Here is a 23,897-nt window from a genome sequence, read left to right as displayed (position 1 = left end):
CCCGAGCGGGTCGGGCAACCGGAGCAGCATACAACGACTGCGTCCGTACAACGAAACTACCATGGTCGGCCCGGGGGTCGCCCCCGGCCCTGTGCCGGTGGGCGGCCGGCCCGGGGCTACGCTGCGTCCCACGTTCGGCTGCTCGAGGAGGCGCAGGTGGCGCAGGTGCCGCAGACACTGGACGCTCTCGCGGTGCGCACCTGGTGCGACCGCGCGCTGCGGGCCCTGGGCCGCGCGCGCGAGGAGATCGACGCGATCAACGTGTACCCGGTGGCCGACGGCGACACCGGCACCAACCTGTACCTGACCGTGGAGTCGGCCGCGCAGGCCGTCGAGGCGGTCTTCGCCGCCCACGACGGCGCCGCCGGGGCACCGGCGGTCTCGCGGCCCACGGCGGCGGACGTGATGCGCGCCATGGCGCACGGCGCGCTCATAGGCGCCCGCGGCAACTCGGGCACGATCCTCGCGCAGCTGCTGCGGGGCATGGCCCAGGTGCTCGCCGCGGACGGCACGGACGGTGCGGACGGCACCGGCACGCACGGCGACGGGTCCGGGCTGCGGCGCGCGCTCCGGCACGCCGCCGACTCGGCCCGGCGGGCGGTCGCCCACCCCGTCGAGGGCACGGTCCTCACGGTCGCCTCGGCCGCCGCCGACGCGGCCACGGGCGCCGACGGCGACTGCGCGGCGGTCGCGCGGGCTGCCTACGAGGGGGCGCGGACGGCGCTCGCGGCCACCCCGGGGCAGCTGGCGGTCCTGGACCGCGCGGGCGTCGTCGACGCGGGCGGGCACGGCCTGGTCACGGTGCTGGGGGCGCTGGTGGAGACGTTCACGGGGGAGGCGCCGGGGGGCAGGCCGGCGGGGCACGTGCGGGGACGGACCGCCGGGCAGGCGGACGGCGCGTCCGTCGCCGACAGGGGCGCTCCGGACGGGAACGCTCAGGGCGGGGCCGTACCGGGCGCGGCCGCGGCGGACGGCCGGGCGGTGCGGACCGGGGGCGCACACCCCGTGGACGCGGCGTGCGGGGACGGCGCGACCGCCGCCGACGGGAGCGGTCCGGCGTACGAGGTGATCTACCTCCTGGAGGCCGGGGACGCCGCCGTGGACCGGCTGCGGGCCCGGCTCGACGGGCTCGGCGACTCGCTGGTGGTGGTCGGCGGGGACGGACTGTGGAACGTCCACGTGCACGTCGACGACGCGGGCGCCGCCGTGGAGGCCGGCGTCGAGGCCGGCCGCCCGTACCGCATCCGGATCACGCACTTCGGCCTCGGCGACGCGCACACCGGTGCCGGCGGGGAGGGGCCCGCGGGCGAGCGGGCGCAGCGCGCGGTCGTGGCGGTCGTCCCCGGCGAGGGGCTCGCCGGGCTGTACGCGCAGGCCGGGGCCACCACCGTCCTGGCCCGCCCCGGGGAACCGCCCGCCAGCGGGGAACTCCTGGAGGCCGTGCGGCGGGCGCACGCGCGCGAGGTGGTGCTGCTGCCGAACGACGCCGAGCTGCGCCACACGGCGGCCGCCGCGGCCGAGCGGGCGCGCGCGGAGGGCGTACGGATCTCCCTGATCCCCACGCGGTCCGCGGTGCAGGGCATCGCCGCGCTCGCCGTGCACGAGCCCGGGCGCCGCTTCGACGAGGACGTCGTCGCGATGACCTCGGCGGCGGGGGCGACCCGGTACGCGGAACTGGCCGTCGCCGAGCGCCGGTCCTGGACCATGGCGGGCATCTGCCAGGCCGGCGACGTGCTCGGACTCATCGAGGGCGACGTCGCCGTGATCGGCTCCGACCTGACCGCGACGGCGGCGACCGTGCTCGACCGCATGCTCTCCGCCGGCGGCGAGATGGTCACCCTCGTCCTCGGTGACGACGCCCCCGACGCGCTCGCCGAGCGCCTGGAGGCCCACGTCCGCGAGTCCCACCTCGCCGTCGACACGGTGGTCTACCGGGGCGGGCGCCAGGGGGCGCTGCTGCTGGTGGGCGTCGAGTAGGCCGGGCGGAGGGACGGGGACGCCGGGGGGACGGGGACGCCGGAGGCGCGGCCGCGACCGGACCGGGGACCACCGGACCGGGGACCCGCTGGGCCAGTGCGCCGCTGGGCCAGTGCGCCGCCGGACCGGGGGCCCGCTGGACCGGAGACCCGCGCGACCCGGCTGACCAGCGGATGTCCCGGGCCTGTGCGGCATTGTCGGTGGCGTGGTGTGCAATGGATCCCGTGCCCGCGCTCGAAGAACCACTGAAGAACTCGCTCGGCGCCGCCACCGCGAAGGTGATGGCCGAGCACCTCGGCCTGCACACCGTCGGCGACCTCCTGCACCACTACCCCAGGCGGTACGAGGAGCGCGGGCAGCTCACCCACCTGGCGGACCTGCCCATGGACGAGCACGTGACGGTGGTCGCCCAGGTCGCCGACGCCCGCCTGCACACGTTCTCCTCGCCGAAGGCGCCCCGCGGCAAGGGCCAGCGGCTCGAAGTCACCATCACGGACGGCAGCGGCCGCCTCCAGCTGGTCTTCTTCGGCAACGGCGTGCACAAGCCGCACAAGGAGCTGCTGCCCGGCACCCGCGCCCTCTTCGCCGGCAAGGTCTCCGTCTTCAACCGCCGCCTCCAGCTCGCCCACCCGGCGTACGAGCTGCTGCGCGCCGACCGCGACGACCCCGCGGAGACCATCGACAGCTGGGCCGGGGCGCTCATCCCGATCTACCCCGCCACGGCCAAGCTGGAGTCCTGGAAGATCGCCAAGGCCGTGCAGACGGTGCTGCCGAGCGCCCGGGAGGCCGTCGACCCGCTGCCCGCCTCCCTGCGCGACGGCCGCGGCCTGGTCCCGCTGCCCGAGGCGCTGCTGAAGATCCACCGCCCGCACACCAAGGCGGACATCGAGGACGCGCGGGAGCGGCTGAAGTGGGACGAGGCGTTCGTCCTCCAGGTCGCCCTGGCCCGCCGCCGGCACGCCGACGCCCAGCTCCCGGCCGTCGCCCGCAGGCCCGCCCCCGACGGCCTCCTCACGGCCTTCGACGCCAGGCTCCCCTTCACCCTCACCGAGGGCCAGCGCAAGGTCTCCGAGGAGATCTTCACCGACCTGGCCACCGAGCACCCGATGCACCGGCTGCTCCAGGGAGAGGTCGGATCGGGGAAGACGATGGTGGCCCTGCGCGCCATGCTCGCCGTCGTCGACGCGGGCGGGCAGGCCGCCCTGCTCGCGCCCACCGAGGTGCTCGCCCAGCAGCACCACCGGTCGGTCACCGAGATGATGGGGGAGCTGGCCGAGGGAGGGATGCTCGGCGGGTCCGAGCACGCCACCAAGGTGGTGCTGCTGACCGGCTCCATGGGCGCCGCCGCCCGCCGGCAGGCGCTGCTCGACCTCGTCACCGGCGAGGCCGGCATCGTCATCGGCACGCACGCGCTGATCGAGGACAAGGTGCAGTTCCAGGACCTGGGCCTGGTCGTGGTCGACGAGCAGCACCGCTTCGGCGTCGAGCAGCGCGACGCCCTGCGCGGCAAGGGCAAGCAGCCGCCGCACCTGCTGGTCATGACGGCCACGCCCATCCCCCGCACGGTCGCGATGACGGTCTTCGGCGACCTGGAGACCTCGGTCCTCGACCAGCTCCCCGCCGGGCGCTCGCCGATCGCCAGCCACGTCGTCCCGGCCGCCGACAAGCCGCACTTCCTGGCCCGCGCCTGGGAGCGCGTGCGCGAGGAGGTGCAGAACGGCCACCAGGCGTACGTGGTCTGCCCCCGCATCGGCGACGAGGAGGACGACGCCAAGAAGGCGAAGCGGTCCGCCGAGGACGACGCCGAGAAGCGGCCCCCGCTCGCCGTCCTGGAGGTCGCCGACCAGCTGGCCAGGGGCCCGCTGAAGGGCCTGCGGGTGGAGGTCCTGCACGGCAGGATGCAGCCCGACGACAAGGACGCCGTGATGCGCCGCTTCGCCGCCGGCGAGACGGACGTCCTGGTCGCGACGACGGTCATCGAGGTCGGCGTCAACGTCCCGAACGCGACGGCCATGGTCGTCATGGACGCCGACCGCTTCGGCGTCTCCCAGCTCCACCAGCTGCGCGGCCGCGTCGGCCGCGGCTCCGCCGCCGGGCTGTGCCTGCTGGTCACCGAGATGCCCGAGGCGAGCGCCGCCCGCGCCCGGCTCAATGCGGTGGCGTCCACGCTCGACGGCTTCGAGCTCTCCCGCATCGACCTGGAACAGCGCCGGGAGGGCGACGTCCTGGGCCAGGCGCAGTCCGGGGCCCGCTCCTCGCTGCGCATGCTCGCCGTCATCGACGACGAGGAGGTCATCGCCGCGGCCCGCGAGGAGGCCGCCGCCGTGGTCGCCGCCGACCCGGACCTGTCGGGCCTCCCGGCCCTGCGCACCGCCCTGGACGCCCTGCTGGACGAGGAGCGGGAGCAGTACCTGGACAAGGGGTGACAGGGGGTGGTCCCGCCCGTCCCTGCTGAGAGACTGGGGTGGGGGAGCGGTACCACCGCACCCCCGCGACCCATCCGCCCGTCACCGCAGCGACAAGGACCCCCGACATGACCCGCGTGATCGCCGGCCGGGCCGGCGGACGCCGTCTGGCCGTTCCGCCGGGCACCGGCACCCGCCCCACCTCGGACCGCGCGCGCGAGGGCCTGTTCTCCACCTGGCAGTCCCTGCTCGGCGGCGCCCTCGACGGCGAGCGCGTGCTCGACCTGTACGGCGGGTCCGGCGCCGTGGGCCTGGAGGCCCTCTCGCGCGGCGCCGCCCACGTGCTGCTGGTGGAGTCCGACGCCCGCGCGGTGCGCACCATCCGGGAGAACGTGAGGGCGCTCGGCCTGCCCGGCGCCGAGGTGCGAGCCGGCAAGGCGGCGCAGGTCGTCCAGGGACCCGCGCCGCAGACCCCGTACGACCTGGTGTTCCTCGATCCGCCGTACGCGGTGCCGGACGACGATCTCCGGATGATCCTGCTCACACTCGCGGCCGGGGGCTGGCTCGCGGACGGCGCCCTCGTCACCGTTGAACGCAGTACAAGAGGTGGCGAGTTCACCTGGCCGGCGGGCTTCGAGCCGCTGCGGTCCCGTCGCTACGGCGAGGGAACGTTTTGGTACGGTCGCGCCGCCTCTACGTGCGAAGACGCACGATGACCGGACCGGAGAGCGAGGGAACTCAGTTGCGCCGCGCCGTCTGTCCCGGGTCGTTCGACCCGATCACCAATGGACATCTCGACATCATCGCCCGGGCCTCCAAGCTCTACGACGTCGTGCACGTCGCGGTGATGATCAACCAGTCGAAGAAGGGCCTCTTCGGCATCGAGGAGCGGATCGAGCTGATCCGCTCGGTCACCTCCGAGTTCGGCAACGTCCAGGTGGAGTCCTTCCACGGCCTCCTCGTCGACTTCTGCAAGCAGCGCGACATCCCCGCGATCGTGAAGGGCCTGCGCGCGGTCAGCGACTTCGACTACGAGCTGCAGATGGCCCAGATGAACAACGGCCTCTCGGGCGTCGAGACCCTCTTCGTCCCGACCAACCCCACCTACAGCTTCCTGTCCTCCTCGCTCGTCAAGGAGGTCGCGACCTGGGGCGGCGACGTCTCCCACCTGGTACCGCCGGTGGTCCTGGAGGCGCTGAGCCGGCGCCTGGCCAAGGACTGAGCGCCGGGCCCGCGCCCCGTCCGGCCGGGCCGCCGGCCTGACGGCCCGTCACCCGGTGTCCGGCCGCCGCCGACTGGCCGTACAGTCGTCCCGTCCGTCTCCATCAAGCTGTAGAGAGTGGCGAGCACACGGTGGACGTGCAGAAGAAGCTCGATGAGATCGTCGCGGCGGTCTCCGGCGCCCGGTCCATGCCCATGTCGGCCTCCTGCGTGGTCAACCGCGCCGAACTGCTCGCGATGCTCGAAGAGGTGCGCGAGGCCCTGCCCGGGTCCCTCGCGCAGGCCCAGGAGCTGATCGGCGGCCGCGAGCAGATGGTGGAGCAGGCGCGCCGGGAGGCCGAGCGGATCATCGAGTCCGCGCACGCCGAGCGCGGCTCGCTGATCTCCGACACGGAGGTCGCCCGCCGCTCGCAGAACGAGGCGGACCGCATCCTCGCCGAGGCCCGCCGGGAGGCCGAGGAGATCCGCGCGGAGGCCGACGACTACGTCGACTCCAAGCTCGCCAACTTCGAGGTCGTCCTCACCAAGACCCTCGGCTCCGTCGGCCGCGGCCGCGAGAAGCTCCTCGGCACCGGCCCGGGCGTCGACGAGCGGGGCTACGAGGACGAGGACGCCCCCGAGCGCAGCCACGACCCGGAGACCCTGCGCCGCACCGCGGACGAGTACGTCGACGTCAAGCTCGGCGCCTTCGAGGCCGTCCTGGCCAAGACCCTGGAGGCGGTCGGCCGCGGCCGGCAGAAGCTGCACGGCCGCATCGCCACCGACGACCTCGGCGACCTCGGCGGCGACGGGACGACCGTCCAGCACACCAGCGACGCCGACTACCTGGCCGACCTCGCGGCCCTCGCCGACGAGCCGAGCCGGCCCGTACAGGCCGCGCAGCCCGCCGCGGCCCCGGCGCCGCAGCAGCCCGCGGTCCCCGCCCAGCAGCCCTACGGGCAGGACTCCTACGGCTACCAGGACCAGCAGGCCGCCGACCCCTACGGCTACCAGCAGCAGTACGCCCAGCAGGACGCGTACGGCTACCAGCAGGCCGACCCGTACGGCGCGTACCCGCAGCAGCCCGCGTACGACCCGGCCCCGCAGCCCCAGGGGTACGCCCAGCCCCAGGCCCTCGACGAGACCAGCCTCTTCGACACGAGCATGATCAGCGCCGAGCAGCTGCGCCAGTACGAGCAGGGGCGCGGCGGTCACTGAAGGTGACCGGGGACACCGGGGACGGACCGGATTGGGCCGGGAGCGAAAGGTCCAGTATCCTGGCTCTTCGGTCGCGTGCGAGTACGCGATCAGCGCTGCCCCGATCCCCGGAACGCCCTCCCGCGTCCGAGGCGGGCGGCACCTCCCCGAGCCCCGAAGACCGAAAGCTGACATGGCCGCCAACGCCCACCTCGACCACCGCAACCCCCTCGTGTTCGACACGCACGAGCTGGGCCGGCGTCCTGGTGCGCTGCAGCGTCTGAGCCGTACGGTCGACGCTCCCCGGGACCTCGGTCTCCAGGGGGTCATCGGAGTGCCGGAAGGCGCGCCGGTGGAGCTCGAGCTCCGCCTCGAGTCGGTCATGGAAGGGGTGCTCGTCACAGGCACCGCCCGTGCACGGGCCGAGGGGGAGTGCGTAAGGTGTCTGGAGCCGCTGGAGCTGGAGCTCGAAGCGGACTTCCAGGAGATGTTCTCGTACCCTGACGCCGATGACCGGGGCCGTGTGAAGACGGAGCCGGCCGACGACGCCGAGGAAGACGAGGACAGGCTCTTCCTCGAGGACGGCCTGTTCGACCTCGAGCCCGTGCTGCGTGACGCGGTGGTGCTCGCACTGCCGATGCAGCCGGTGTGCCAGGACGACTGCCCTGGTCTGTGCGCCGAGTGCGGCGCACGGCTGGCGGACGACCCGGACCACCACCACGACGCCGTCGACATCCGTTGGGCGGCTTTGCAGGGACTCGCCGGTTCACTCGGAGACGGCGAGAAGGACGAGATGAGCGGCGCCGAAGCGGGCGTCGACGAGAAGCAGGAGAAGTAGCCGTGGCTGTTCCGAAGCGGAAGATGTCGCGCAGCAACACGCGCCACCGCCGGTCGCAGTGGAAGGCTGCGGTCCCCACCCTGGTTGCGTGCGAGCGCTGCCACGAGCCCAAGCTGCAGCACATCGCGTGCCCGTCTTGCGGCACCTACAACAAGCGCCAGGTCCTCGAGGTCTGAGCGGCTGGTGAGAGGCACTGTGTCCAGTCCAAAGAAGGCGGTTGACGCCAAGACGGACTCGGCCGCCAAGAAGAAGGCGGACACCACGGCCTCGTCCCACACGCTTCTGGAAGGGCGGCTCGGGTACAAGCTCGAGTCCGCCCTTCTGGTGCGCGCGCTGACCCACCGTTCCTACGCGTACGAGAACGGCGGTCTGCCGACCAACGAGCGCCTGGAGTTCCTCGGGGACTCCGTCCTCGGCCTCGTGGTCACGGACACGCTGTACCGCACCCACCCCGACCTGCCCGAGGGCCAGCTGGCCAAGCTGCGGGCCGCGGTGGTCAACTCGCGTGCGCTGGCGGAGGTGGGCCGCGGGCTCGACCTCGGCTCCTTCATCCGGCTCGGCCGGGGCGAAGAGGGGACGGGCGGCCGGGACAAGGCGTCCATCCTCGCCGACACCCTCGAAGCGGTGATCGGCGCGGTCTACCTCGACCAGGGCCTGGAGGCGGCGGGCGAACTCGTCCACCGGCTCTTCGACCCCCTGATCGAGAAGTCCTCGAACCTGGGCGCGGGCCTGGACTGGAAGACCAGTCTCCAGGAGCTCACCGCGACCGAGGGACTCGGCGTGCCCGAGTACCTGGTCACGGAGACCGGCCCGGACCACGAGAAGACCTTTACTGCTGCCGCCCGCGTCGGAGGCGTCTCGTACGGCACCGGCACCGGCCGCAGCAAGAAGGAGGCGGAGCAGCAGGCCGCCGAGTCCGCCTGGCGCGCCATCCGCGCCGCGGCGGACGAGCGGATCGCCGCCGCCAAGGCGGAGGAGGCGGGCGCCGACGGCGCCCCGTCGGCTCCGGCCGCCGGCGCGGCCCCGGCCTGACGTCCCACGTTTCCCGAAGCCCCCGCCGGACACGTCCGGCGGGGGCTTCGCCCGTCCGTCGCCGTCCCCCTGTACGAGAGGATCGTCCCCGTGCCCGAACTTCCCGAGGTCGAGGTCGTCCGCCGTGGCCTGGAGCGCTGGGTCAGCGGGCGGGTCGTCGCCGACGTCAGGGTGCTGCACCCGCGTGCCGTGCGGCGGCACCTCGCGGGCGGCGAGGACTTCGGCTCCCGGCTCGCCGGGCACCGGGTCGGCCCGGCCCGGCGCCGCGGCAAGTACCTGTGGCTGCCGCTGGCCGACGAGCGGACGGCGGTCCTCGCGCACCTGGGCATGAGCGGGCAGCTGCTGGTCCAGCCGCACGACGCGCCCGACGAGAAGCACCTGCGCATCCGCGTGCGCTTCGCCGACGAGCAGGGCACCGAGCTGCGCTTCGTCGACCAGCGCACCTTCGGCGGCCTGTCGGTGCACGACGTCACGCCCGACGGCCTGCCCGACGTCATCGGGCACATCGCCCGCGACCCGCTGGACCCGCTGTTCGACGACGCCGCCTTCCACGCGGCGCTGCACCGGCGGCGCACCACCGTCAAGCGGGCCCTGCTCGACCAGTCGCTGATCAGCGGGGTCGGCAACATCTACGCGGACGAGGCGCTGTGGCGCTCGCGCCTGCACTACGACCGCCCGACCGCGGCCCTCACCCGCCCGCGCACCGCCGAACTCCTGGGCCACGTCCGGGACGTGATGAACGCGGCGCTCGCGGTCGGCGGCACCAGCTTCGACAGCCTCTACGTCAACGTGAACGGCGAGTCCGGCTACTTCGACCGGTCCCTGGACGCGTACGGACGCGAGGGCGAGCCGTGCCGGCGCTGCGGCACCCCGATGCGGCGGCGGCCCTGGATGAACCGGTCCAGCTACTTCTGCCCGCGCTGTCAGCGGCCGCCGCGCGTGGCGTCGTAGCGCTCGCGCGCGCCGAGCACGTCGTCCATGCGGCCCTCGACGAAGCGGATGAGGCCCAGCAGCCGCTCGGCGACCTCGCGGCCCAGCGGCGTCAGCTCGTAGTCCACGCGCGGCGGGTTCGTCGGCTGCGCCTCGCGGTGCACCAGGCCGTCGCGCTCCAGCGCCTGCAGCGTCTGGGAGAGCATCTTCTCGCTGACGCCGTCGACGCGGCGGCGCAGCTCGTTGAAGCGGAACGGCCCCTCGTGCAGCGCGCCGAGCGTCAGCGCGCCCCAGCGGCCGGTCACGTGCTCCAGGGTGCCGCGCGAGGGACAGCTCCGCGAGAACACGTCGTACGCGAGGTCCTCCGCGGCGCGGCTCCCGGCCGTCCCCCCGGCCGGCGACGTGGTGTCCATGCCGCCACTGTACGCCCCGCAGCGCTCACCGAAAGATTGCGCCAACCCTGGGTGAGCGCACACCGGGCCCCGGCGTGGCCCGGTCCCGGTAGCCGAAGAAGTACAGGGCCAGGTCTCTGACCTGGAACTGTGCCATCGAGCAACGCCGCGGCCCGCGACTCGGCCGTCGACGGTCGTCGGCGTCGGTCGTCGTCGAACGCCCTCCCACGGCCCGCCAGGGCCCCGGGCTGAGACGTGTCCGGGGATACCAGTCGGATGCGGTCCAGCTGTGCGAACATCGACGAACACGCTGTCCCGTGATGGTGGGGGAGTCCATGCTGATCAGAGATGCCCGGCCCGACGAGGCCGACGATCTGACGGAACTGGCGCTTCGGTCCAAGGCCCACTGGGGCTACGACGAAGACTTCATGGCAGCCTGCAGGGACGAGCTGACCGTCCACCCTTCGGAGGTCGAAGTCCGGCGGACCGCACTGGCCGAGCAGGACGGCCGCGTGCTCGGATTCACCACTGTGGACGGGAAGCCGCCGGAAGGCGCCGTGGGCATGATGTTCGTGGATCCGGTGGCCATCGGCCAGGGCGTCGGCCGCAAGTTGTTCGAGCACGCTCTCGACACCGCGCGGAACGCCGGATTCACCCGCCTGACGATCGATGCCGATCCGAACGCCGAGCCGTTCTACCGTGCGATGGGGGCGGTGCGGATCGGCGCGACGCCGTCGGGTTCCATCGCGGGGCGGATGCTTCCCCTGCTTTCCGTCACGTTGACAGGGTCGGCCCACGTACGGCGGTCGCCTGCCTGATCCGTTGTGAAGGGCGTTCTCGGAGGGAAGTCGCCCGGGGGATGTCCGAGTGCCGGGTCGTGGCGTCCGGCGGCTGCCGGGTGCGGTCTGCGGCAGGGGAAGGTCCTCGGCCCGGCCGTGGAGGACGTGGACTTGCTCGTCCCGAGACGGCCATGGGAGGTGCGTAAGCCTTCGACCCGCGAAGAGGTCAGTAGCCGAAGTCCTGCGTCCACCACGGGCCGCCCGACGCGAAGTGCGCGCCGACGCCTATGGTCCTGAAGTCGCAGTTCAGTATGTTCGCGCGGTGGCCGGGGCTGTTCATCCAGGCATCCATCACGGCCGCGGCGTCCGCCTGGCCGCGGGCTATGTTCTCGCCGCCCAGGCTGGATATGCCCGCGTCCGCCGCCCGGTCCCAGGGCGTGGCCCCGTCCGGGTCGGTGTGGTCGAAGAAGTCCCGCTCGGCCATGTCGACGCTGAAGTCCTCGGCCAGCTTCGCCAGCGAGCCGGACGAGGTCAGCGGCCGGCAGCCCACCTTGGCCCGCTCCTGGTTGACGAGCGCGACGACCTGCGCCTCCACCGAGGAGCCGGCGGGCTGGGAGGCGGCCGAGGAGGACGAGGACGAGGCGGACGAGGACGAGTCCTGCGCGGGCGCCTCCGAGGCGGCCCTGCGGCTCGGCGTCGGCGTCGCCCTCGGCTCGGTCCTCTGCTTCTCGGCGGACGGTGTCTTCGAGGCGGACGCCTTCGGGGCCTCGTCCGCGGACTTCGTGGGCTTCGCCGAGGGCGAGGCGGACCGCTCGGTCCCCGCGCCCGCCGACGCCGAGGCGCCGCCGTCCGTGCCCACGTCCGCGGTGCCGTCCGTGCCGCCCTGCGTCTGCAGGCCGGTCGGGGAGTCCGCCGCCCGGACGTTGTCCGAGCCGCCGCCGCCGACCGAGAAGCCGTCGCCGCCGGGCAGCAGACCGGAGGCGACCGCCACGGCTCCCAGGGCCACGGCCGCCGAGGCGCCGAGCAGCCCGGTCCGCACCGGCGCGCCGGACTTCTTCCGGCGGCGGTGCGCGCTGCCGGCCCGGCCGCCGTCCCGCGCCGCGCGCGGGCCCGCGGCGTGCGGGCCGGTGTCCTCCGTCGCGAACAGGTAGGCGGTGCTCTTCGCGAAGGGGTCGCCGCCGGGCGCGGACACGCCGCCTTCCGGCTGCCGCTCCCCGCCCGGGCCGGGCGTGTGCGTGTCGTACGACTGCGTGGCCCCGGTGGCGCGGTCCGTGGCGGCGCGGCCGGCGGCGGAGCGTCGGTGGCGTCCCATCTCCTGGCCTTCCTCGTCCTTGCGGTCAACGTCCCTCACCCGAACGAGTGAGTTTCATTGGGTTCGGACGGTACCCCATGGCGCATGGGGAGGATGTGCCCCCAGAGCTTTTGGTTGGTTAGCGTGCACCCATGAAGGACGATGCACGGCTCGTCGCCTGGGTGCGGGGGCAGGTCCAGGGCGTGGGTTTCCGCTGGTTCACGCGGGCCAGGGCGCTGGAGATCGGCGGCCTGAGTGGTTTTGCTCTCAATCTCGCCGACGGACGGGTCCAGGTGGTCGCGGAGGGGCCCCGCGAGGGGTGCGAGAGGCTCCTGGAATGGCTCCAGAGCGGCGACACACCCGGCAGGGTCGACGGTGTCACTGAGATTTGGGACACGCCCCGCGGCGGCTACGACGGCTTCGCCATCCGGTGACGCGGGGGGCCGCACGGGTGCCGCGGCCGCCGTCCGACCCGTCGCCGCGGTCGGTTCCCGACGGAAAACGAGCAGGTGGTTGCCAAGAAGCCCGGGGCGTGGCAGGCTCCGCTGTCAAGGTTGATCTCCACGCCCTCCGGGTCCCGCGGGAGGAGCAGCGCCGCCGTTCCCGGCCGCGCGCCCCCGGGCCGCCCGTCGACGCGGGCTTGATCGTGTTGACCGTCAAACATTTTGGTGAGACTCTGAAAGCCCCGCGCACCTTCGCTGTTTGGCATGTGAGAACGGCAGCAAGAACTGAAGAGTGCCAGACATCGCGGGTGCGATTTCCCTCAGGACCCACACCGCTAGTCGGTACTCAGTGCGGAGGACCATCCATCATGGCAAAGGCGCTTCTCGGTTACGTCGGCGGCTCCGACCCGCGACTCCTCGCCGAGATGCGACGGCTCCAGCAGCGCGTCCAGGATCTCGAATCCGAGCTCGTACGGATCCAGGCGGAGAACGACGCGCTGACGGCTGCCGCTTCTCACGACTCGCTTCTCGAGGACATCGACGTACCCCAGGCGGAGCCTGCGCTCACCTGACCACTCGTCCACGCTCCACGCCACCACGTGGTCGGGCTGCCCGTGTACACCGGTTGACCAGCATTGCAAGGGACGCTTCGGCGTCCCTTCTTTTTTCTTGTCCAGCACACCTTTTCACTGTCTCAACGTCTGATGTGCCCTGCGCGTTCCTGCGCGAAACCGCGCGTTCATGCAGTGGGACACGGCCCGGAAGGTAGAGTCCAGCGGCGTGCACCTCAAGGCCCTGACCCTCCGCGGGTTCAAGTCGTTCGCCTCGGCGACCACACTGCGGTTCGAGCCGGGCATCACGTGCGTGGTGGGACCCAACGGCTCCGGCAAGTCCAACGTCGTGGACGCGCTGAGCTGGGTCATGGGCGAGCAGGGCGCCAAGTCGCTGCGCGGCGGCAAGATGGAGGACGTCATCTTCGCCGGCACCACCGGGCGGCCCCCGCTCGGCCGCGCCGAGGTCTCCCTCACCATCGACAACTCCGACGGCGCCCTCCCCATCGAGTACGCCGAGGTCACCATCACGCGGATCATGTTCCGCAACGGCGGCAGCGAGTACCAGATCAACGGTGACACGTGCCGTCTCCTCGACATCCAGGAGCTGCTGTCCGACTCCGGCATCGGACGCGAGATGCACGTCATCGTCGGGCAGGGCCAGCTCGACTCCGTACTGCACGCCGACCCCATGGGCCGCCGCGCCTTCATCGAGGAGGCGGCCGGCGTCCTCAAGCACCGCAAGCGCAAGGAGAAGGCGCTCCGCAAGCTGGACGCCATGCAGGCCAACCTCGCCCGGGTGCAGGACCTCACCGACGAGCTGCGCCGCCAGCTCAAGCCGCTGGGCCGGCAGGCCGCCGTCGCCCGCCGGGCCGCCGTGATCCAGGCCGACCTGCGCGACGCGCGCCTGCGCCTCCTCGCCGACGACCTCGTACGCCTGCGCCGCGCGCTGGAGGCCGAGATCGCCGACGAGGCCGCGCTCAAGCGGCGCAAGGACGCCGCCGAGGCCGAGCTGGCGAAGGCCCTGCGACGCGAGGCGGAGCTGGAGGAGGAGGTCCGGCGCCTTGCCCCGCGCCTGCAGCGGGCCCAGCAGACCTGGTACGAGCTGTCGCAGCTCGCCGAGCGGGTGCGCGGCACGGTCTCGCTGGCGGACGCCCGGGTCAAGAGCGCCACCGCGCAGCCGCCGGAGGAGCGGCGCGGGCGCGACCCCGAGGACATGGAGCGCGAGGCCGCGCGCGTCCGCGAGCAGGAGGCCGAGCTCGAAGCGGCCCTGGAGGCGGCCGAGCGGGCGCTGGAGGACACCGTCGCGCACCGCGCCGAGCTGGAGCGCGAGCTCGCCGCGGAGGAGCGCCGCCTCAAGGACGCCGCCCGCGCCATCGCGGACCGGCGCGAAGGGCTGGCCCGGCTGAACGGGCAGGCCGGCGCGGCCCGTTCGCGGGCCGCCGCCGCCCAGTCGGAGATCGACCGTCTCGCCGCCGCCCGCGACGAGGCGCAGGAACGTGCCGTCGCCGCCCAGGAGGAGTACGAGGCGCTGAAGGCCGAGGTCGACGGCCTGGACGCGGACGACGCCGAGCTGGCCGGGCGGCACGAGGCCGCCAAGCGGGAGCTGGCCGGGGCGGAGGCCGCGCTGACGGCGGCCCGCGAGGCGGTCACGGCCGCGGAGCGCGAGCGCGCCGCCGTCGCCGCCCGGCGCGAGGCCCTCGCCCTGGGCCTGCGCCGCAAGGACGGCACCGGCGCGCTGCTCGCCGCGGGGGACGAGCTGACCGGGCTGCTCGGGCCCGCCGCCGGGCTGCTGTCGGTGACGCCCGGGTACGAGGTGCCGCTCGCGGCCGCCTTCGGCGCGGCCGCGGACGCCGTCGCCGTCGCCTCGCCGGCCGCGGCCGCCGAGGCCCTCCGGCTGCTGCGCAAGCAGGACGCGGGCCGGGCCGCACTGCTGCTGGCAGGTGGGCCCGAGGAGCCGGTTCCGGCCGCGCGCGCGTCCGGCTCGGGGACGGTTCGTACGGGCACGGGGACCGGGGCGCCGGCCGGCGGCACGCTCCCGTACCCGTACGCCGCCGACCTCGTCCGGGGCCCCGACGAGCTGATGGCCGCCGTACGCGGGCTGCTGCGCGGGATCGTCGTCGTCGGCACGCTGGAGGAGGCCGAGGACCTGGTGCGCGCGCGGCCCGGCCTGACGGCGGTCACCGCGGAGGGCGACCTGCTCGGGGCGCACTTCGCGCACGGCGGGTCCGCCGGCGCGCCCAGCCTCCTGGAGGTACGGGCGTCCGTCGACGAGGCCGCCGCCGAGCTGGCGGAACTCGCCGTGCGGTGCGCGGAGCTGACGGAGGCCCAGCACGCCGCGGCCGAGCGGCGCGCGGAACGCGCCGCTCTCGTCGAGGAGCTGGGGGAGCGGCGGCGCGCCGCCGACCGGGAGAAGTCCTCCGTCGCCCAGCAGCTGGGCCGGCTCGCCGGGCAGGCGCGCGCCGCCGCGGGCGAGGCCGAGCGCGCCCGGGCCGCCGCCGACCGCGCGCGGGAGGCCCTGGACCGCGCCCTGGAGGAGGCCGAGGAGCTGGCCGAACGGCTCGCGGTCGCCGAGGAGACGCCGGTGGAGGAGGAGCCCGACACCTCCGTGCGCGACCGGCTCGCCGCGGACGGCGCCAACGCGCGGCAGACCGAGATGGAGGCGCGGCTCCAGGCGCGCACGCACGAGGAGCGGGTGAAGGGGCTCGCCGGGCGGGCCGACTCCCTGGAGCGCGCCGCGCGTGCCGAGCGCGAGGCCCGGGCGCGGGCCGAGCGGCGCCGCGCCCGGCTGCGGCACGAGGCCGCGGTCGCCGGGGCCGTCGCCGCGGGCGCCCGGCAGCTCCTCGCCCACGTGGAGGTCTCGCTCGGGCGCGCGGACGAGGAGCGCACGGCGGCGGAGCGGGCGAAGGCCCACCGGGAGCGGGAACTGGCCGCCGCGCGCACCGAGGGACGCGACCTGAAGGCCGAACTCGACAAGCTCACGGATTCGGTTCACCGTGGCGAGGTACTGGGAGCCGAGAAGCGGCTGCGCATCGAGCAGCTGGAGACGAAGGCCCTGGAGGAACTCGGTGTCGAACCGGCGGGGCTCGTGGCCGAGTACGGCCCGGACCAGCCCGTGCCGCCCTCGCTCCCCGCCCAGGGCGAGGAACTGCCGGAGGACCCGGAGCATCCGCGCAACCGGCCCCGGCCGTTCGTCCGTACGGAGCAGGAGAAGCGGCTCAAGGCCGCCGAGCGGGCGTACCAGCAGCTCGGGAAGGTCAACCCGCTGGCCCTGGAGGAGTTCGCCGCGCTGGAGGAGCGCCACAAGTTCCTCAGCGAGCAGTTGGAGGACCTCAAGAAGACGCGCGCCGACCTGCTTCAAGTCGTGAAGGAGGTCGACGAGCGGGTGGAGCAGGTCTTCACCGAGGCCTACCGGGACACGGCCCGCGAGTTCGAGGGCGTGTTCGGCAGGCTCTTCCCGGGCGGTGAGGGACGGCTGGTCCTGACCGACCCCGACAACATGCTCACCACGGGCGTGGACGTCGAGGCCCGGCCGCCGGGGAAGAAGGTCAAGCGGCTGTCGCTGCTGTCCGGCGGCGAGCGCTCGCTGACGGCCGTGGCGCTGCTCGTGTCGATCTTCAAGGCGCGGCCCAGCCCGTTCTACGTGATGGACGAGGTCGAGGCGGCGCTCGACGACACCAACCTGCAGCGGCTGATCCGGATCATGCAGGAGCTGCAGGAGGCCTCGCAGCTGATCGTCATCACGCACCAGAAGCGCACGATGGAGATCGCCGACGCGCTCTACGGCGTCTCCATGCAGGGCGACGGCGTGTCGAAGGTCATCAGCCAGCGGCTCCGCTGACCCGACGCCGGGGACTTTGGGTGGCCGGTCGTTGACAGCGAGCGAGCGCATCTTCTTGTACGTTCAAGACTTGAACGCAAGTGCGACACGCCATTGCTGAAAACTCACAGCATTGAACTGTTGACTTCGAAACTTGAAGGCATAGTCTCTGCAACGTTGCTTTTACCTTCAGGTGGTGAGCGGCGTGAAGTTGTGCGCCACTGGAAGGGCCCGCCCTTACCCCCGGCAGTGACGCCGGTGGCCCGAGGAGTACACGTGACCAGCGCAGCGCACGCACCTCAGTCAGGTGCCCGGACGGCTCATCCCGAGCATCTCGGCCATGTCATCTTCATCGCGGCGGCGGCCGCGATGGGCGGCTTCCTCTTCGGCTACGACAGTTCCGTGATCAACGGCGCCGTCGAGGCCATCCGCGACCGGTACGACATCGGCTCCGCGGCCCTGGCCCAGGTCGTCGCCATCGCGCTGATCGGCTCCGCCATCGGCGCCGCCACCGCGGGCCGCATCGCCGACCGCATCGGCCGTATCCGCTGCATGCAGATCTCGGCCGTGCTCTTCACGGTCAGCGCCGTCGGCTCGGCCCTGCCCTTCGCCCTGTGGGACCTCGCCTTCTGGCGGATCGTCGGCGGCTTCGCCATCGGCATGGCCTCCGTGATCGGCCCCGCCTACATCGCCGAGGTCGCGCCCGCCGCGTACCGCGGCCGGCTCGGCTCCTTCCAGCAGGCCGCGATCGTCATCGGCATCGCGGTCTCCCAGCTGGTCAACTGGGGCATCCTCAACGCCGCCGACGGCGACCAGCGCGGCAAGCTGATGGGCCTGGAGGCCTGGCAGGTCATGCTGGGCGTCATGGTGATCCCGGCGATCCTGTACGGCCTGCTGTCCTTCGCGATCCCCGAGTCGCCGCGCTTCCTGATCTCCGTCGGCCGCAAGGAGCGCGCCCGCGAGGTGCTCGCCGAGGTCGAGGGCGACATCGACCTGGACGCCCGCGTCACCGAGATCGAGACGGCGATGCACCGCGAGCACAAGTCCAGCTTCAAGGACCTGATGGGCGGCACCTTCTTCTTCCGGCCGATCGTCTGGATCGGCATCGGCCTGTCGGTGTTCCAGCAGTTCGTCGGCATCAACGTCGCCTTCTACTACTCCTCGACGCTGTGGCAGTCGGTGGGCGTGGACCCGACCGACTCCTTCCTCTACTCCTTCACGACGTCGATCATCAACATCGTCGGCACCGTGATCGCGATGATCTTCGTGGACCGCATCGGCCGCAAGCCGCTGGCGATCATCGGCTCGGTCGGCATGGTGATCGGCCTCGCACTGGAGGCCTGGGCCTTCTCCTACGACCTGGTCGACGGCAAGCTGCCGGCCGCCCAGGGCTGGATCGCCCTGATCGCCGCCCACGTGTTCGTCCTCTTCTTCGCCCTGTCCTGGGGCGTGGTCGTCTGGGTCATGCTCGGCGAGATGTTCCCCAACCGGCTCCGCGCCGCCGCCCTGGGCGTGGCCGCCTCCGCGCAGTGGATCGCCAACTGGGCCATCACCGCGAGCTTCCCGTCGCTGGCCGACTGGAACCTCTCCGTGACCTACGTGATCTACACGGTCTTCGCCGCGCTCTCCATCCCCTTCGTGCTCAAGTTCGTCAAGGAGACGAAGGGCAAGGCGCTGGAGGAGATGGGCTAGCCCGCGGGCTCCCCGCACTCGGGGAGAAGGGCCAAGTCCCCGCTGCCCCTCTCCTCGTACCTTGCCGCCGCCCCGGCCGGACTCCGTTCCGGCCGGGGCGGCGGCGTCCCGCGGGGCGGCGGTGTCCTGCGCGCCGGGAGCGGGGAGCGGGCTCGGACGGAATCCCGGGCCGCCCGGCCCACGGCGTCCGCCCGAAGTCGGCGCCCGCCCCAGCCGGTGCCCGTTCCGCAGCGGCGTCGGCCACGGACCGGTGCCTCAGAGCACCCGGACCAGTTCGTCCAGCATGCGGCCGGCGGCGCCCGCGGCCAGGGAGAGGTGCCCCTCGCCGTCCTCCAGGTGGGCCACGGCCCCCGGGACGTTCGCGGCGAGCCGGCGTCCGTGGGCGAACGGCACCATCAGGTCCTCGGTGCCCCGCCAGACGAAGGCGGACACCGTGACCTCCTCCGGCGAGAACCCCCAGGGCCTGGTGAACGCGAGGTCGTCGTCGACCCAGCCGTCCACGCCGAGCCGCAGCCCCTCCGCGAAGTTCGCCGCCAGGTCCTCGCCGAGCTCCTCCGTCAGGACCGCCCGGTCGACCGGGGGCAGCAGGCTCTCCAGACCGGCCGGCAGCCCTGCCGCACCGGTGTCGCGCAGCCCGGCCGCCTCCTTCTCCAGGTGCGGGCGCAGCGCCGCCTCGCCCCGCGCGGCCAGCCCGAACTCCTCGACGTTCCCCTCTCCCATCCCGGACAGGAAGTCCAGATCCGGCAGGCCGTACGGCGCGACACCGGCGATGACCAGGACCCCGGCCACCCGGCCGGCCAGCCGTGCCGCGGTGGCCAGGGCGTGCGGCCCGCCGCCGGACCAGCCGCCGACCAGGCAGCGCGCAGCGCCGAGGTGGTCGAGCACGTCCCGTACGTCGGTCGCCACGTCCACGACGGCGCGCCCCGGCGCGCGGGTGGACGTGCCGTACCCGGCACGCGAGAAGGTCACGAACCTCAGCCCCCGCTCATGGGCGGCCCGCTCGATGGGGCGGAACGGTGGCACACCGCCGGGGGTGCCGTGCTGGAAGACCAGCGGAATCCCGTCCTCGGGGCCGGTCACGGCCAGGTCGAGCCGCCGGCCGTCACGCGTCGGAATCATCGCCATGGCAGGGGATTGTGCACGAGCCGGCCACGGCGGTGGGAGTGCCGGCCCGGCCCCGCCGGCCCCCGCGCGGACGGCACGGTCCCGAAGGGGGCGACGCGCTCCGACGGCACGGCTTCGAGGGGGTCGAACGCGTCCCGGCGGCGGCGCCGCATCGGCCTTTCATCCGCCGTCGGGAGGCGGCGGGGCCGTCTCAGGTGCCCGGCCGCGCCGGCGGCTCCCCGCCCCGGGCCGTCCGCCCCCGCGCAACGGCGACCGCCGGCTTGGGCAGGACCGTGTACAGGAGGAACGAGATCACGATCGTGGCCACCCAGCCCAGGCCGTACTCGCCCACGGGGTTGCCCGTGGCCAGCGGGCCGGTGAACCACTCCGAGGCGGTGAACAGCAGGCCCGAGCCGAGGCCGAGCGCCCAGGCGGCCACCGCGGCCGGGCCGAATCCGCCCCGGTACCAGTAGGCGCTGGTGCGCGTGGTGTCGAGCAGGGCCGCCGCGTCGTACTCCCTCCGGCGCAGCATGTCCGCGCCGAAGACGCCCGCCCAGGCGGAGAAGGCCACCGCGAGCAGCGACAGGAAGGCGATGAAGGAGCCCATGAAGCTCGTCGCGGCCAGCATCAGGACGCCACCGAGGACGAGGGAGATCACCGCGTTGACCGACACCGCCCAGTGGCGGGGCACCTTGAAGCCCAGCGTCTGCGCGGTGAAGCCGGCCGAGTACATCGACATCGCGTTGATCAGCAGCATGCCGACCAGGGCGATCAGCAGGTAGGGCACCGCGATCCACAGCGGCAGGATCTCGCCGAGGAACGACACCGGGTCGGCCGCCGAGGCCAGGTCCGGCGTGCCGACCGCCATGACCGCGCCCATCAGCACCATCGGCAGGACGACGACGCCGGCGCCGCCGACCGAGTGCCCGACGACCGCCCGGGAGGACGCCGCGCGCGGCAGGTAGCGCGTGAAGTCGGGGGCGGAGGGCACCCAGCTGATGCCGCCCGCGGCGACCAGCCCGATGCCCGTGACCATCATCGGCAGGGAGCCGGCGGGCCGGTCGAGGACCGCGCCCCAGTCGGTGCTCACCAGCAGGTGCACGAGGACCAGCACGGAGAAGACGGCGAACAGGTACGTCGCGTACTTGTTGCACCGCTGCACGGCGTTGATGCCGAGTCCCGAGATCGCGAAGGTGGCGGCCACGAACAGCAGCAGCGTGACGACGACCAGCGGCGTGCTGCCGGAGACGCCGAAGAGGATGTCGAGCACGGTGAGCACGGCGTACGCGCCGGTCACTGCGTTGATCGTCTCCCAGCCCCAGCGGGCGATCCAGATCAGCGCCCCGGGCAGCAGGTTGCCGCGCTGCCCGAAGACCGCGCGGGACAGGGCCATGCCGGGCGCACCGCCCCGCTTGCCCGCGATGCCGACCAGCCCGACCAGGCCGAACGACACGGCGGGTGCGACGGCGGCCACGACCAGGGCCTGCCAGAGGTTCAGCCGGTAGGTGACGACCAGGCTCGCTCCCATGGTCAGCAGCAGGACGCTGATGTTGGCGGCGACCCAGGTGGGGAAGAGGCCGCGGGTGGAGGCGGTGCGCTCCGCCTCCGGCACGGGTTCCAGGCCGTGCGTCTCCAGGGTGCTCTCGGAGGCGCCGGGCGCGGGCGCGGTGGTACTCACGGAGGGGGCTCCAGGGATGTGGGGGAGTAAACATCGTACGTTGGTCCGAGTAGACCCCTCGCGTCGCATATGTCCTTCGGAGGACGTCACAAGCGGGGTCGCCGCAGGCCCATGGCCGATACTGGGTGAGTTATGGAAATCGTCATCCTTGCTGTAGTCATCGCCGTGGTCGTGTTCGGCGCGCTCGGCGGGCTCGTGGTCGGCAGCCGCCGCAAGAAGCGGCTGCCCCCGCAGGCTCCCCCCGCGACGCCGGACATCACCGCCCCTCCGGCCGAGCCGCACGTCGGCGACGAGGCCGAGACGCCGCGCGACGAAGCGCGCCGCACGATCGAGGAGGTGGACCTCCCGCTCGTCGAGACCGAGCCGTCGGCACCGGTCGTCGAGGAGTTCGTCCGCGCCCCCGAGATCGAGGTCCCCGAGCCCACCGCGGGCCGTCTCGTACGGCTGCGCGCCCGGCTCTCCCGCTCGCAGAACGCGCTCGGCAAGGGGCTGCTCACGCTCCTGTCGCGCGAGCACCTCGACGAGGACACCTGGGAGGAGGTCGAGGACACGCTGCTCACCGCCGACGTCGGCGTCCAGCCCACGCAGGAGCTGGTCGAGCGGCTGCGCGAGCGCGTGAAGGTGCTCGGCACCCGCACCCCCGGTGAACTGCGCGGCCTGCTGCGCGAAGAGCTGCTGACGCTGCTGGTCCCGGACTTCGACCGCACCGTCAACACCGAGTCCGGCCTGGACACCCCGGGCATCGTGATGGTCGTCGGGGTCAACGGCACCGGCAAGACCACCACCACCGGCAAGCTGGCCCGCGTCCTGGTGGCCGACGGCAAGAACGTGGTGCTCGGCGCCGCCGACACCTTCCGCGCCGCCGCCGCCGACCAGCTGCAGACCTGGGGCGAGCGCGTCGGCGCCCGCACCGTGCGCGGCCCCGAGGGCGGCGACCCCGCCTCCATCGCCTTCGACGCGGTCAAGGAGGGCATCCAGGAGGGCGCCGACGTCGTCCTCATCGACACCGCGGGCCGCCTGCACACCAAGACCGGCCTCATGGACGAGCTCGGCAAGGTCAAGCGGGTCGTGGAGAAGCACGCGCCGCTGGACGAGGTGCTGCTCGTCCTGGACGCCACCACCGGCCAGAACGGCCTGGTGCAGGCCCGGGTGTTCGCCGAGGTGGTCGACATCACCGGCATCGTGCTGACCAAGCTCGACGGCACGGCCAAGGGCGGCATCGTCATCGCCGTCCAGCGCGAGCTGGGCGTGCCGGTCAAGCTGGTCGGCCTGGGCGAGGGCGCCGACGACCTGGCGCCGTTCGACCCCGAGGCGTTCGTGGACGCGCTGCTCGGCGACTGAGCGGGCGGACCCCGGACCACGTACGCGGCACGAGGACACCACACGGACGGATACGACCCGGACAGACGGACACGACGGGGAAGAGCCCCACACCGCGATGCGGACGGTGTGGGGCTCTTCCGTGCGCGGCGCGCGGCCGTGCGGGACGCGCGCGCAGTGGGTGCGGGCGACCGGGGAGCGCCGCCCGCACCCGTGCGCACGGACGCTGGTACTCCAGCCCGGGTTCGTGATCTGGCGACGGGCCCGGCTGGACACGGAACGGCCGACGCTTGATCAGCGGGGGTCGCGTGGATTCCGGAAGATCATGCAGCGGCGGCAGGCCATAGCGCAGTGACCTCCTCGGCGGAGCTCTCAGCAGGCGAACCTTCCAGGCCGGGTTGTCAGGAGCGGCGTCGACGCAGTCCGCCCAAAGACGGGTGCCTCAGGCTCGGGGTCTCTCTCGTTGAGTGCGTCGTACTTGCGCACTTCATTGCGCATATGGGGGCTCCACTTGGCGAAGAGCGCCATGACCTCCGGTGCGGCGAGGTGGCGATCGAGCGCCTCCTGGGACGCCCATTGCTCGAGTACCGTGACCGTTCCGGCCGCTGCGTCTTCCACGCAGAACGAGATCAGTACGTTGCCCGGGTTCGCCGCGGCGATCGGGTACGTCGCCTGCGCCTCGGCGACGAACGTCTCGACGTCCCTGGCGGGGACGAAGACCCGGCCGGCGACGATGAGGACCGTCCGGGCAGACGGGTGCGTGTCTGCGGCGGTGGCGGCCTTGTCCTGTGGTGAATCCATTGTTCCTTCTCATCCTTTGTCCTGGTGCAGAGCCGGACCGACCCTGCATGTGCACGGTGAACCCTGACGTCGGCGTCAGGGGCGAGAGAGAGCGGGGCGACAAGTTCGGTCACTACCTCGATCAGGCGCGGTCCTGTCGGACCCTGGTGAGGCGTGAGGCCGGCCGTGCTTCATGGAAGCGTGAGGCCCGGTCGGGCGAGCTGTTCCGCCCCGCCTGCCGGCTCCGGTCAGGCGGTGTACTGGTAGGCCGAGCAGGTGAGGTAGCCCGCGTCGCCGCCCTGGTAGTACGTGGTCTCGTCGGCGGGCGCGATCGGCAGGCCGGTGCGCAGCCGTTCGATCAGGTCGGGGTCGGCGATGAAGGCGCGGCCGAAGCTGATCAGGTCCGCGCCCAGGCCGAGCCAGTGGTCGGCGGCGGCCCGGTCGGCCTGCTTCGGGCCCATCGGGAGG

Annotated in this window: 20 protein-coding genes and 1 pseudogene; 15 read left to right on the top strand and 6 right to left on the bottom strand. The window is 73.2% G+C overall.

Annotated elements, in window-relative coordinates; translation table 11 throughout:
- The first annotated feature begins 156 nt into the window (after positions 1 to 156).
- From fakA to mutM, 9 genes are all read left to right on the top strand, one after another.
- On the top strand, positions 157 to 1,977 hold the full coding sequence (gene fakA, locus IE271_RS16265; RefSeq protein ID WP_190191033.1) for a DAK2 domain-containing protein: 1,821 nt from the start codon (positions 157 to 159) through the stop codon (positions 1,975 to 1,977).
- Between the two features lie 215 nt (positions 1,978 to 2,192).
- Positions 2,193 to 4,403, top strand: coding sequence for an ATP-dependent DNA helicase RecG (gene recG / locus IE271_RS16260; protein WP_190191032.1), 2,211 nt, complete (start codon positions 2,193 to 2,195; stop codon positions 4,401 to 4,403).
- Positions 4,404 to 4,510: 107 nt separating this feature from the next.
- A complete protein-coding gene (rsmD, locus tag IE271_RS16255) occupies positions 4,511 to 5,098 on the top strand; it encodes a 16S rRNA (guanine(966)-N(2))-methyltransferase RsmD (RefSeq protein WP_190191031.1) in 588 nt (195 codons plus the stop codon).
- A 26-nt stretch (positions 5,099 to 5,124) separates the two neighbouring features.
- A complete protein-coding gene (gene coaD / locus IE271_RS16250) occupies positions 5,125 to 5,604 on the top strand; it encodes a pantetheine-phosphate adenylyltransferase (RefSeq protein WP_190191126.1) in 480 nt (159 codons plus the stop codon).
- Positions 5,605 to 5,735: 131 nt separating this feature from the next.
- The gene (locus tag IE271_RS16245; RefSeq protein WP_190191030.1) at positions 5,736 to 6,800 is read left to right on the top strand and encodes a F0F1 ATP synthase subunit B; all 1,065 of its coding nucleotides are present in this window, start codon (positions 5,736 to 5,738) and stop codon (positions 6,798 to 6,800) included.
- 172 nt (positions 6,801 to 6,972) lie between these two features.
- Entirely contained in the window at positions 6,973 to 7,617 is a 645-nt protein-coding gene (locus IE271_RS16240) for a YceD family protein (RefSeq protein ID WP_190191029.1), read from the top strand.
- 2 nt (positions 7,618 to 7,619) lie between these two features.
- Entirely contained in the window at positions 7,620 to 7,793 is a 174-nt protein-coding gene (gene rpmF / locus IE271_RS16235) for a 50S ribosomal protein L32 (RefSeq protein ID WP_007493396.1), read from the top strand.
- 7 nt (positions 7,794 to 7,800) lie between these two features.
- The gene (gene rnc, locus IE271_RS16230; protein ID WP_190191028.1) at positions 7,801 to 8,649 is read left to right on the top strand and encodes a ribonuclease III; all 849 of its coding nucleotides are present in this window, start codon (positions 7,801 to 7,803) and stop codon (positions 8,647 to 8,649) included.
- Positions 8,650 to 8,739: 90 nt separating this feature from the next.
- Positions 8,740 to 9,600 (top strand): bifunctional DNA-formamidopyrimidine glycosylase/DNA-(apurinic or apyrimidinic site) lyase, encoded by an 861-nt coding sequence (gene mutM, locus IE271_RS16225; protein ID WP_190191027.1) that lies wholly within the window; start codon positions 8,740 to 8,742, stop codon positions 9,598 to 9,600.
- Here the strand turns inward: mutM and IE271_RS16220 are convergent.
- Complete coding sequence (locus tag IE271_RS16220; RefSeq protein WP_190191026.1) at positions 9,573 to 9,992, bottom strand: winged helix-turn-helix transcriptional regulator; 420 nt, start codon at positions 9,990 to 9,992, stop codon at positions 9,573 to 9,575. The genes mutM and IE271_RS16220 overlap by 28 nt on opposite strands.
- Before the next feature lie 314 nt (positions 9,993 to 10,306).
- Here IE271_RS16220 and IE271_RS16215 point away from each other — a divergent pair, with 314 nt between their 5' ends.
- Positions 10,307 to 10,789, top strand: coding sequence for a GNAT family N-acetyltransferase (locus tag IE271_RS16215; protein ID WP_190191025.1), 483 nt, complete (start codon positions 10,307 to 10,309; stop codon positions 10,787 to 10,789).
- 187 nt (positions 10,790 to 10,976) lie between these two features.
- Here IE271_RS16215 and IE271_RS16210 read toward each other — a convergent pair whose 3' ends face one another.
- Entirely contained in the window at positions 10,977 to 12,101 is a 1,125-nt protein-coding gene (locus IE271_RS16210; protein ID WP_308435183.1) for a CAP domain-containing protein, read from the bottom strand.
- 92 nt (positions 12,102 to 12,193) lie between these two features.
- On the opposite strand from IE271_RS16210, the gene IE271_RS16205 reads away from it, so the two are divergent.
- From IE271_RS16205 to IE271_RS16190, 4 genes are all read left to right on the top strand, one after another.
- Positions 12,194 to 12,475 (top strand): acylphosphatase, encoded by a 282-nt coding sequence (locus tag IE271_RS16205; RefSeq protein WP_190191024.1) that lies wholly within the window; start codon positions 12,194 to 12,196, stop codon positions 12,473 to 12,475.
- A gap of 377 nt (positions 12,476 to 12,852) precedes the next feature.
- A complete protein-coding gene (locus IE271_RS16200) occupies positions 12,853 to 13,056 on the top strand; it encodes a hypothetical protein (RefSeq protein WP_190191023.1) in 204 nt (67 codons plus the stop codon).
- Positions 13,057 to 13,264: 208 nt separating this feature from the next.
- Positions 13,265 to 16,876, top strand: coding sequence for a chromosome segregation protein SMC (smc, locus tag IE271_RS16195; RefSeq protein ID WP_190191022.1), 3,612 nt, complete (start codon positions 13,265 to 13,267; stop codon positions 16,874 to 16,876).
- Positions 16,877 to 17,131: 255 nt separating this feature from the next.
- Positions 17,132 to 18,547: a sugar porter family MFS transporter gene (locus tag IE271_RS16190; protein WP_190191021.1), complete on the top strand. Its 1,416-nt coding sequence runs from the start codon at positions 17,132 to 17,134 to the stop codon at positions 18,545 to 18,547.
- A gap of 255 nt (positions 18,548 to 18,802) precedes the next feature.
- Here the strand turns inward: IE271_RS16190 and IE271_RS16185 are convergent, their stop codons facing one another.
- Entirely contained in the window at positions 18,803 to 19,672 is an 870-nt protein-coding gene (locus IE271_RS16185; protein ID WP_190191020.1) for an alpha/beta fold hydrolase, read from the bottom strand.
- Positions 19,673 to 19,862: 190 nt separating this feature from the next.
- Positions 19,863 to 21,329 (bottom strand): cytosine permease, encoded by a 1,467-nt coding sequence (locus IE271_RS16180; RefSeq protein ID WP_229919376.1) that lies wholly within the window; start codon positions 21,327 to 21,329, stop codon positions 19,863 to 19,865.
- Between the two features lie 132 nt (positions 21,330 to 21,461).
- Between IE271_RS16180 and ftsY the strand changes: the two genes are divergently transcribed.
- Positions 21,462 to 22,670: a signal recognition particle-docking protein FtsY gene (ftsY, locus tag IE271_RS16175; RefSeq protein WP_190191018.1), complete on the top strand. Its 1,209-nt coding sequence runs from the start codon at positions 21,462 to 21,464 to the stop codon at positions 22,668 to 22,670.
- Positions 22,671 to 23,021: 351 nt separating this feature from the next.
- On the opposite strand, the gene IE271_RS16170 is transcribed toward ftsY, so the two are convergent.
- Together IE271_RS16170 and IE271_RS16165 are read right to left on the bottom strand one after the other, a co-directional pair.
- Positions 23,022 to 23,450: a putative quinol monooxygenase gene (locus IE271_RS16170; RefSeq protein ID WP_190191017.1), complete on the bottom strand. Its 429-nt coding sequence runs from the start codon at positions 23,448 to 23,450 to the stop codon at positions 23,022 to 23,024.
- A 227-nt stretch (positions 23,451 to 23,677) separates the two neighbouring features.
- Positions 23,678 to 23,897: pseudogene (locus tag IE271_RS16165) on the bottom strand (alkene reductase); the annotation flags it as partial.

Origin of the sequence: Streptomyces minutiscleroticus, assembly GCF_014650875.1 — a bacterium.
Taxonomy (GTDB): domain Bacteria; phylum Actinomycetota; class Actinomycetes; order Streptomycetales; family Streptomycetaceae; genus Streptomyces; species Streptomyces minutiscleroticus.
The sequence above is the reverse complement of the archived record's forward strand: the minus strand, read 5'-3'. Positions and strand labels throughout refer to the sequence as shown.

What these genes read in the sequence shown, in the direction of transcription:
- recG (WP_190191032.1), top strand. Translation starts at nt 2,193, where the DNA reads ATGGATCCCGTGCCCGCGCTCGAAGAACCACTGAAGAACTCGCTCGGC.
- rsmD (WP_190191031.1), top strand. Translation starts at nt 4,511, where the DNA reads ATGACCCGCGTGATCGCCGGCCGGGCCGGCGGACGCCGTCTGGCCGTT.
- IE271_RS16185 (WP_190191020.1), bottom strand. Translation starts at nt 19,672, where the DNA reads ATGGCGATGATTCCGACGCGTGACGGCCGGCGGCTCGACCTGGCCGTG.
- IE271_RS16205 (WP_190191024.1), top strand. Translation starts at nt 12,194, where the DNA reads ATGAAGGACGATGCACGGCTCGTCGCCTGGGTGCGGGGGCAGGTCCAG.
- IE271_RS16215 (WP_190191025.1), top strand. Translation starts at nt 10,307, where the DNA reads ATGCTGATCAGAGATGCCCGGCCCGACGAGGCCGACGATCTGACGGAA.
- ftsY (WP_190191018.1), top strand. Translation starts at nt 21,462, where the DNA reads ATGGAAATCGTCATCCTTGCTGTAGTCATCGCCGTGGTCGTGTTCGGC.
- IE271_RS16200 (WP_190191023.1), top strand. Translation starts at nt 12,853, where the DNA reads ATGGCAAAGGCGCTTCTCGGTTACGTCGGCGGCTCCGACCCGCGACTC.
- IE271_RS16240 (WP_190191029.1), top strand. Translation starts at nt 6,973, where the DNA reads ATGGCCGCCAACGCCCACCTCGACCACCGCAACCCCCTCGTGTTCGAC.
- IE271_RS16170 (WP_190191017.1), bottom strand. Translation starts at nt 23,450, where the DNA reads ATGGATTCACCACAGGACAAGGCCGCCACCGCCGCAGACACGCACCCG.
- IE271_RS16220 (WP_190191026.1), bottom strand. Translation starts at nt 9,992, where the DNA reads ATGGACACCACGTCGCCGGCCGGGGGGACGGCCGGGAGCCGCGCCGCG.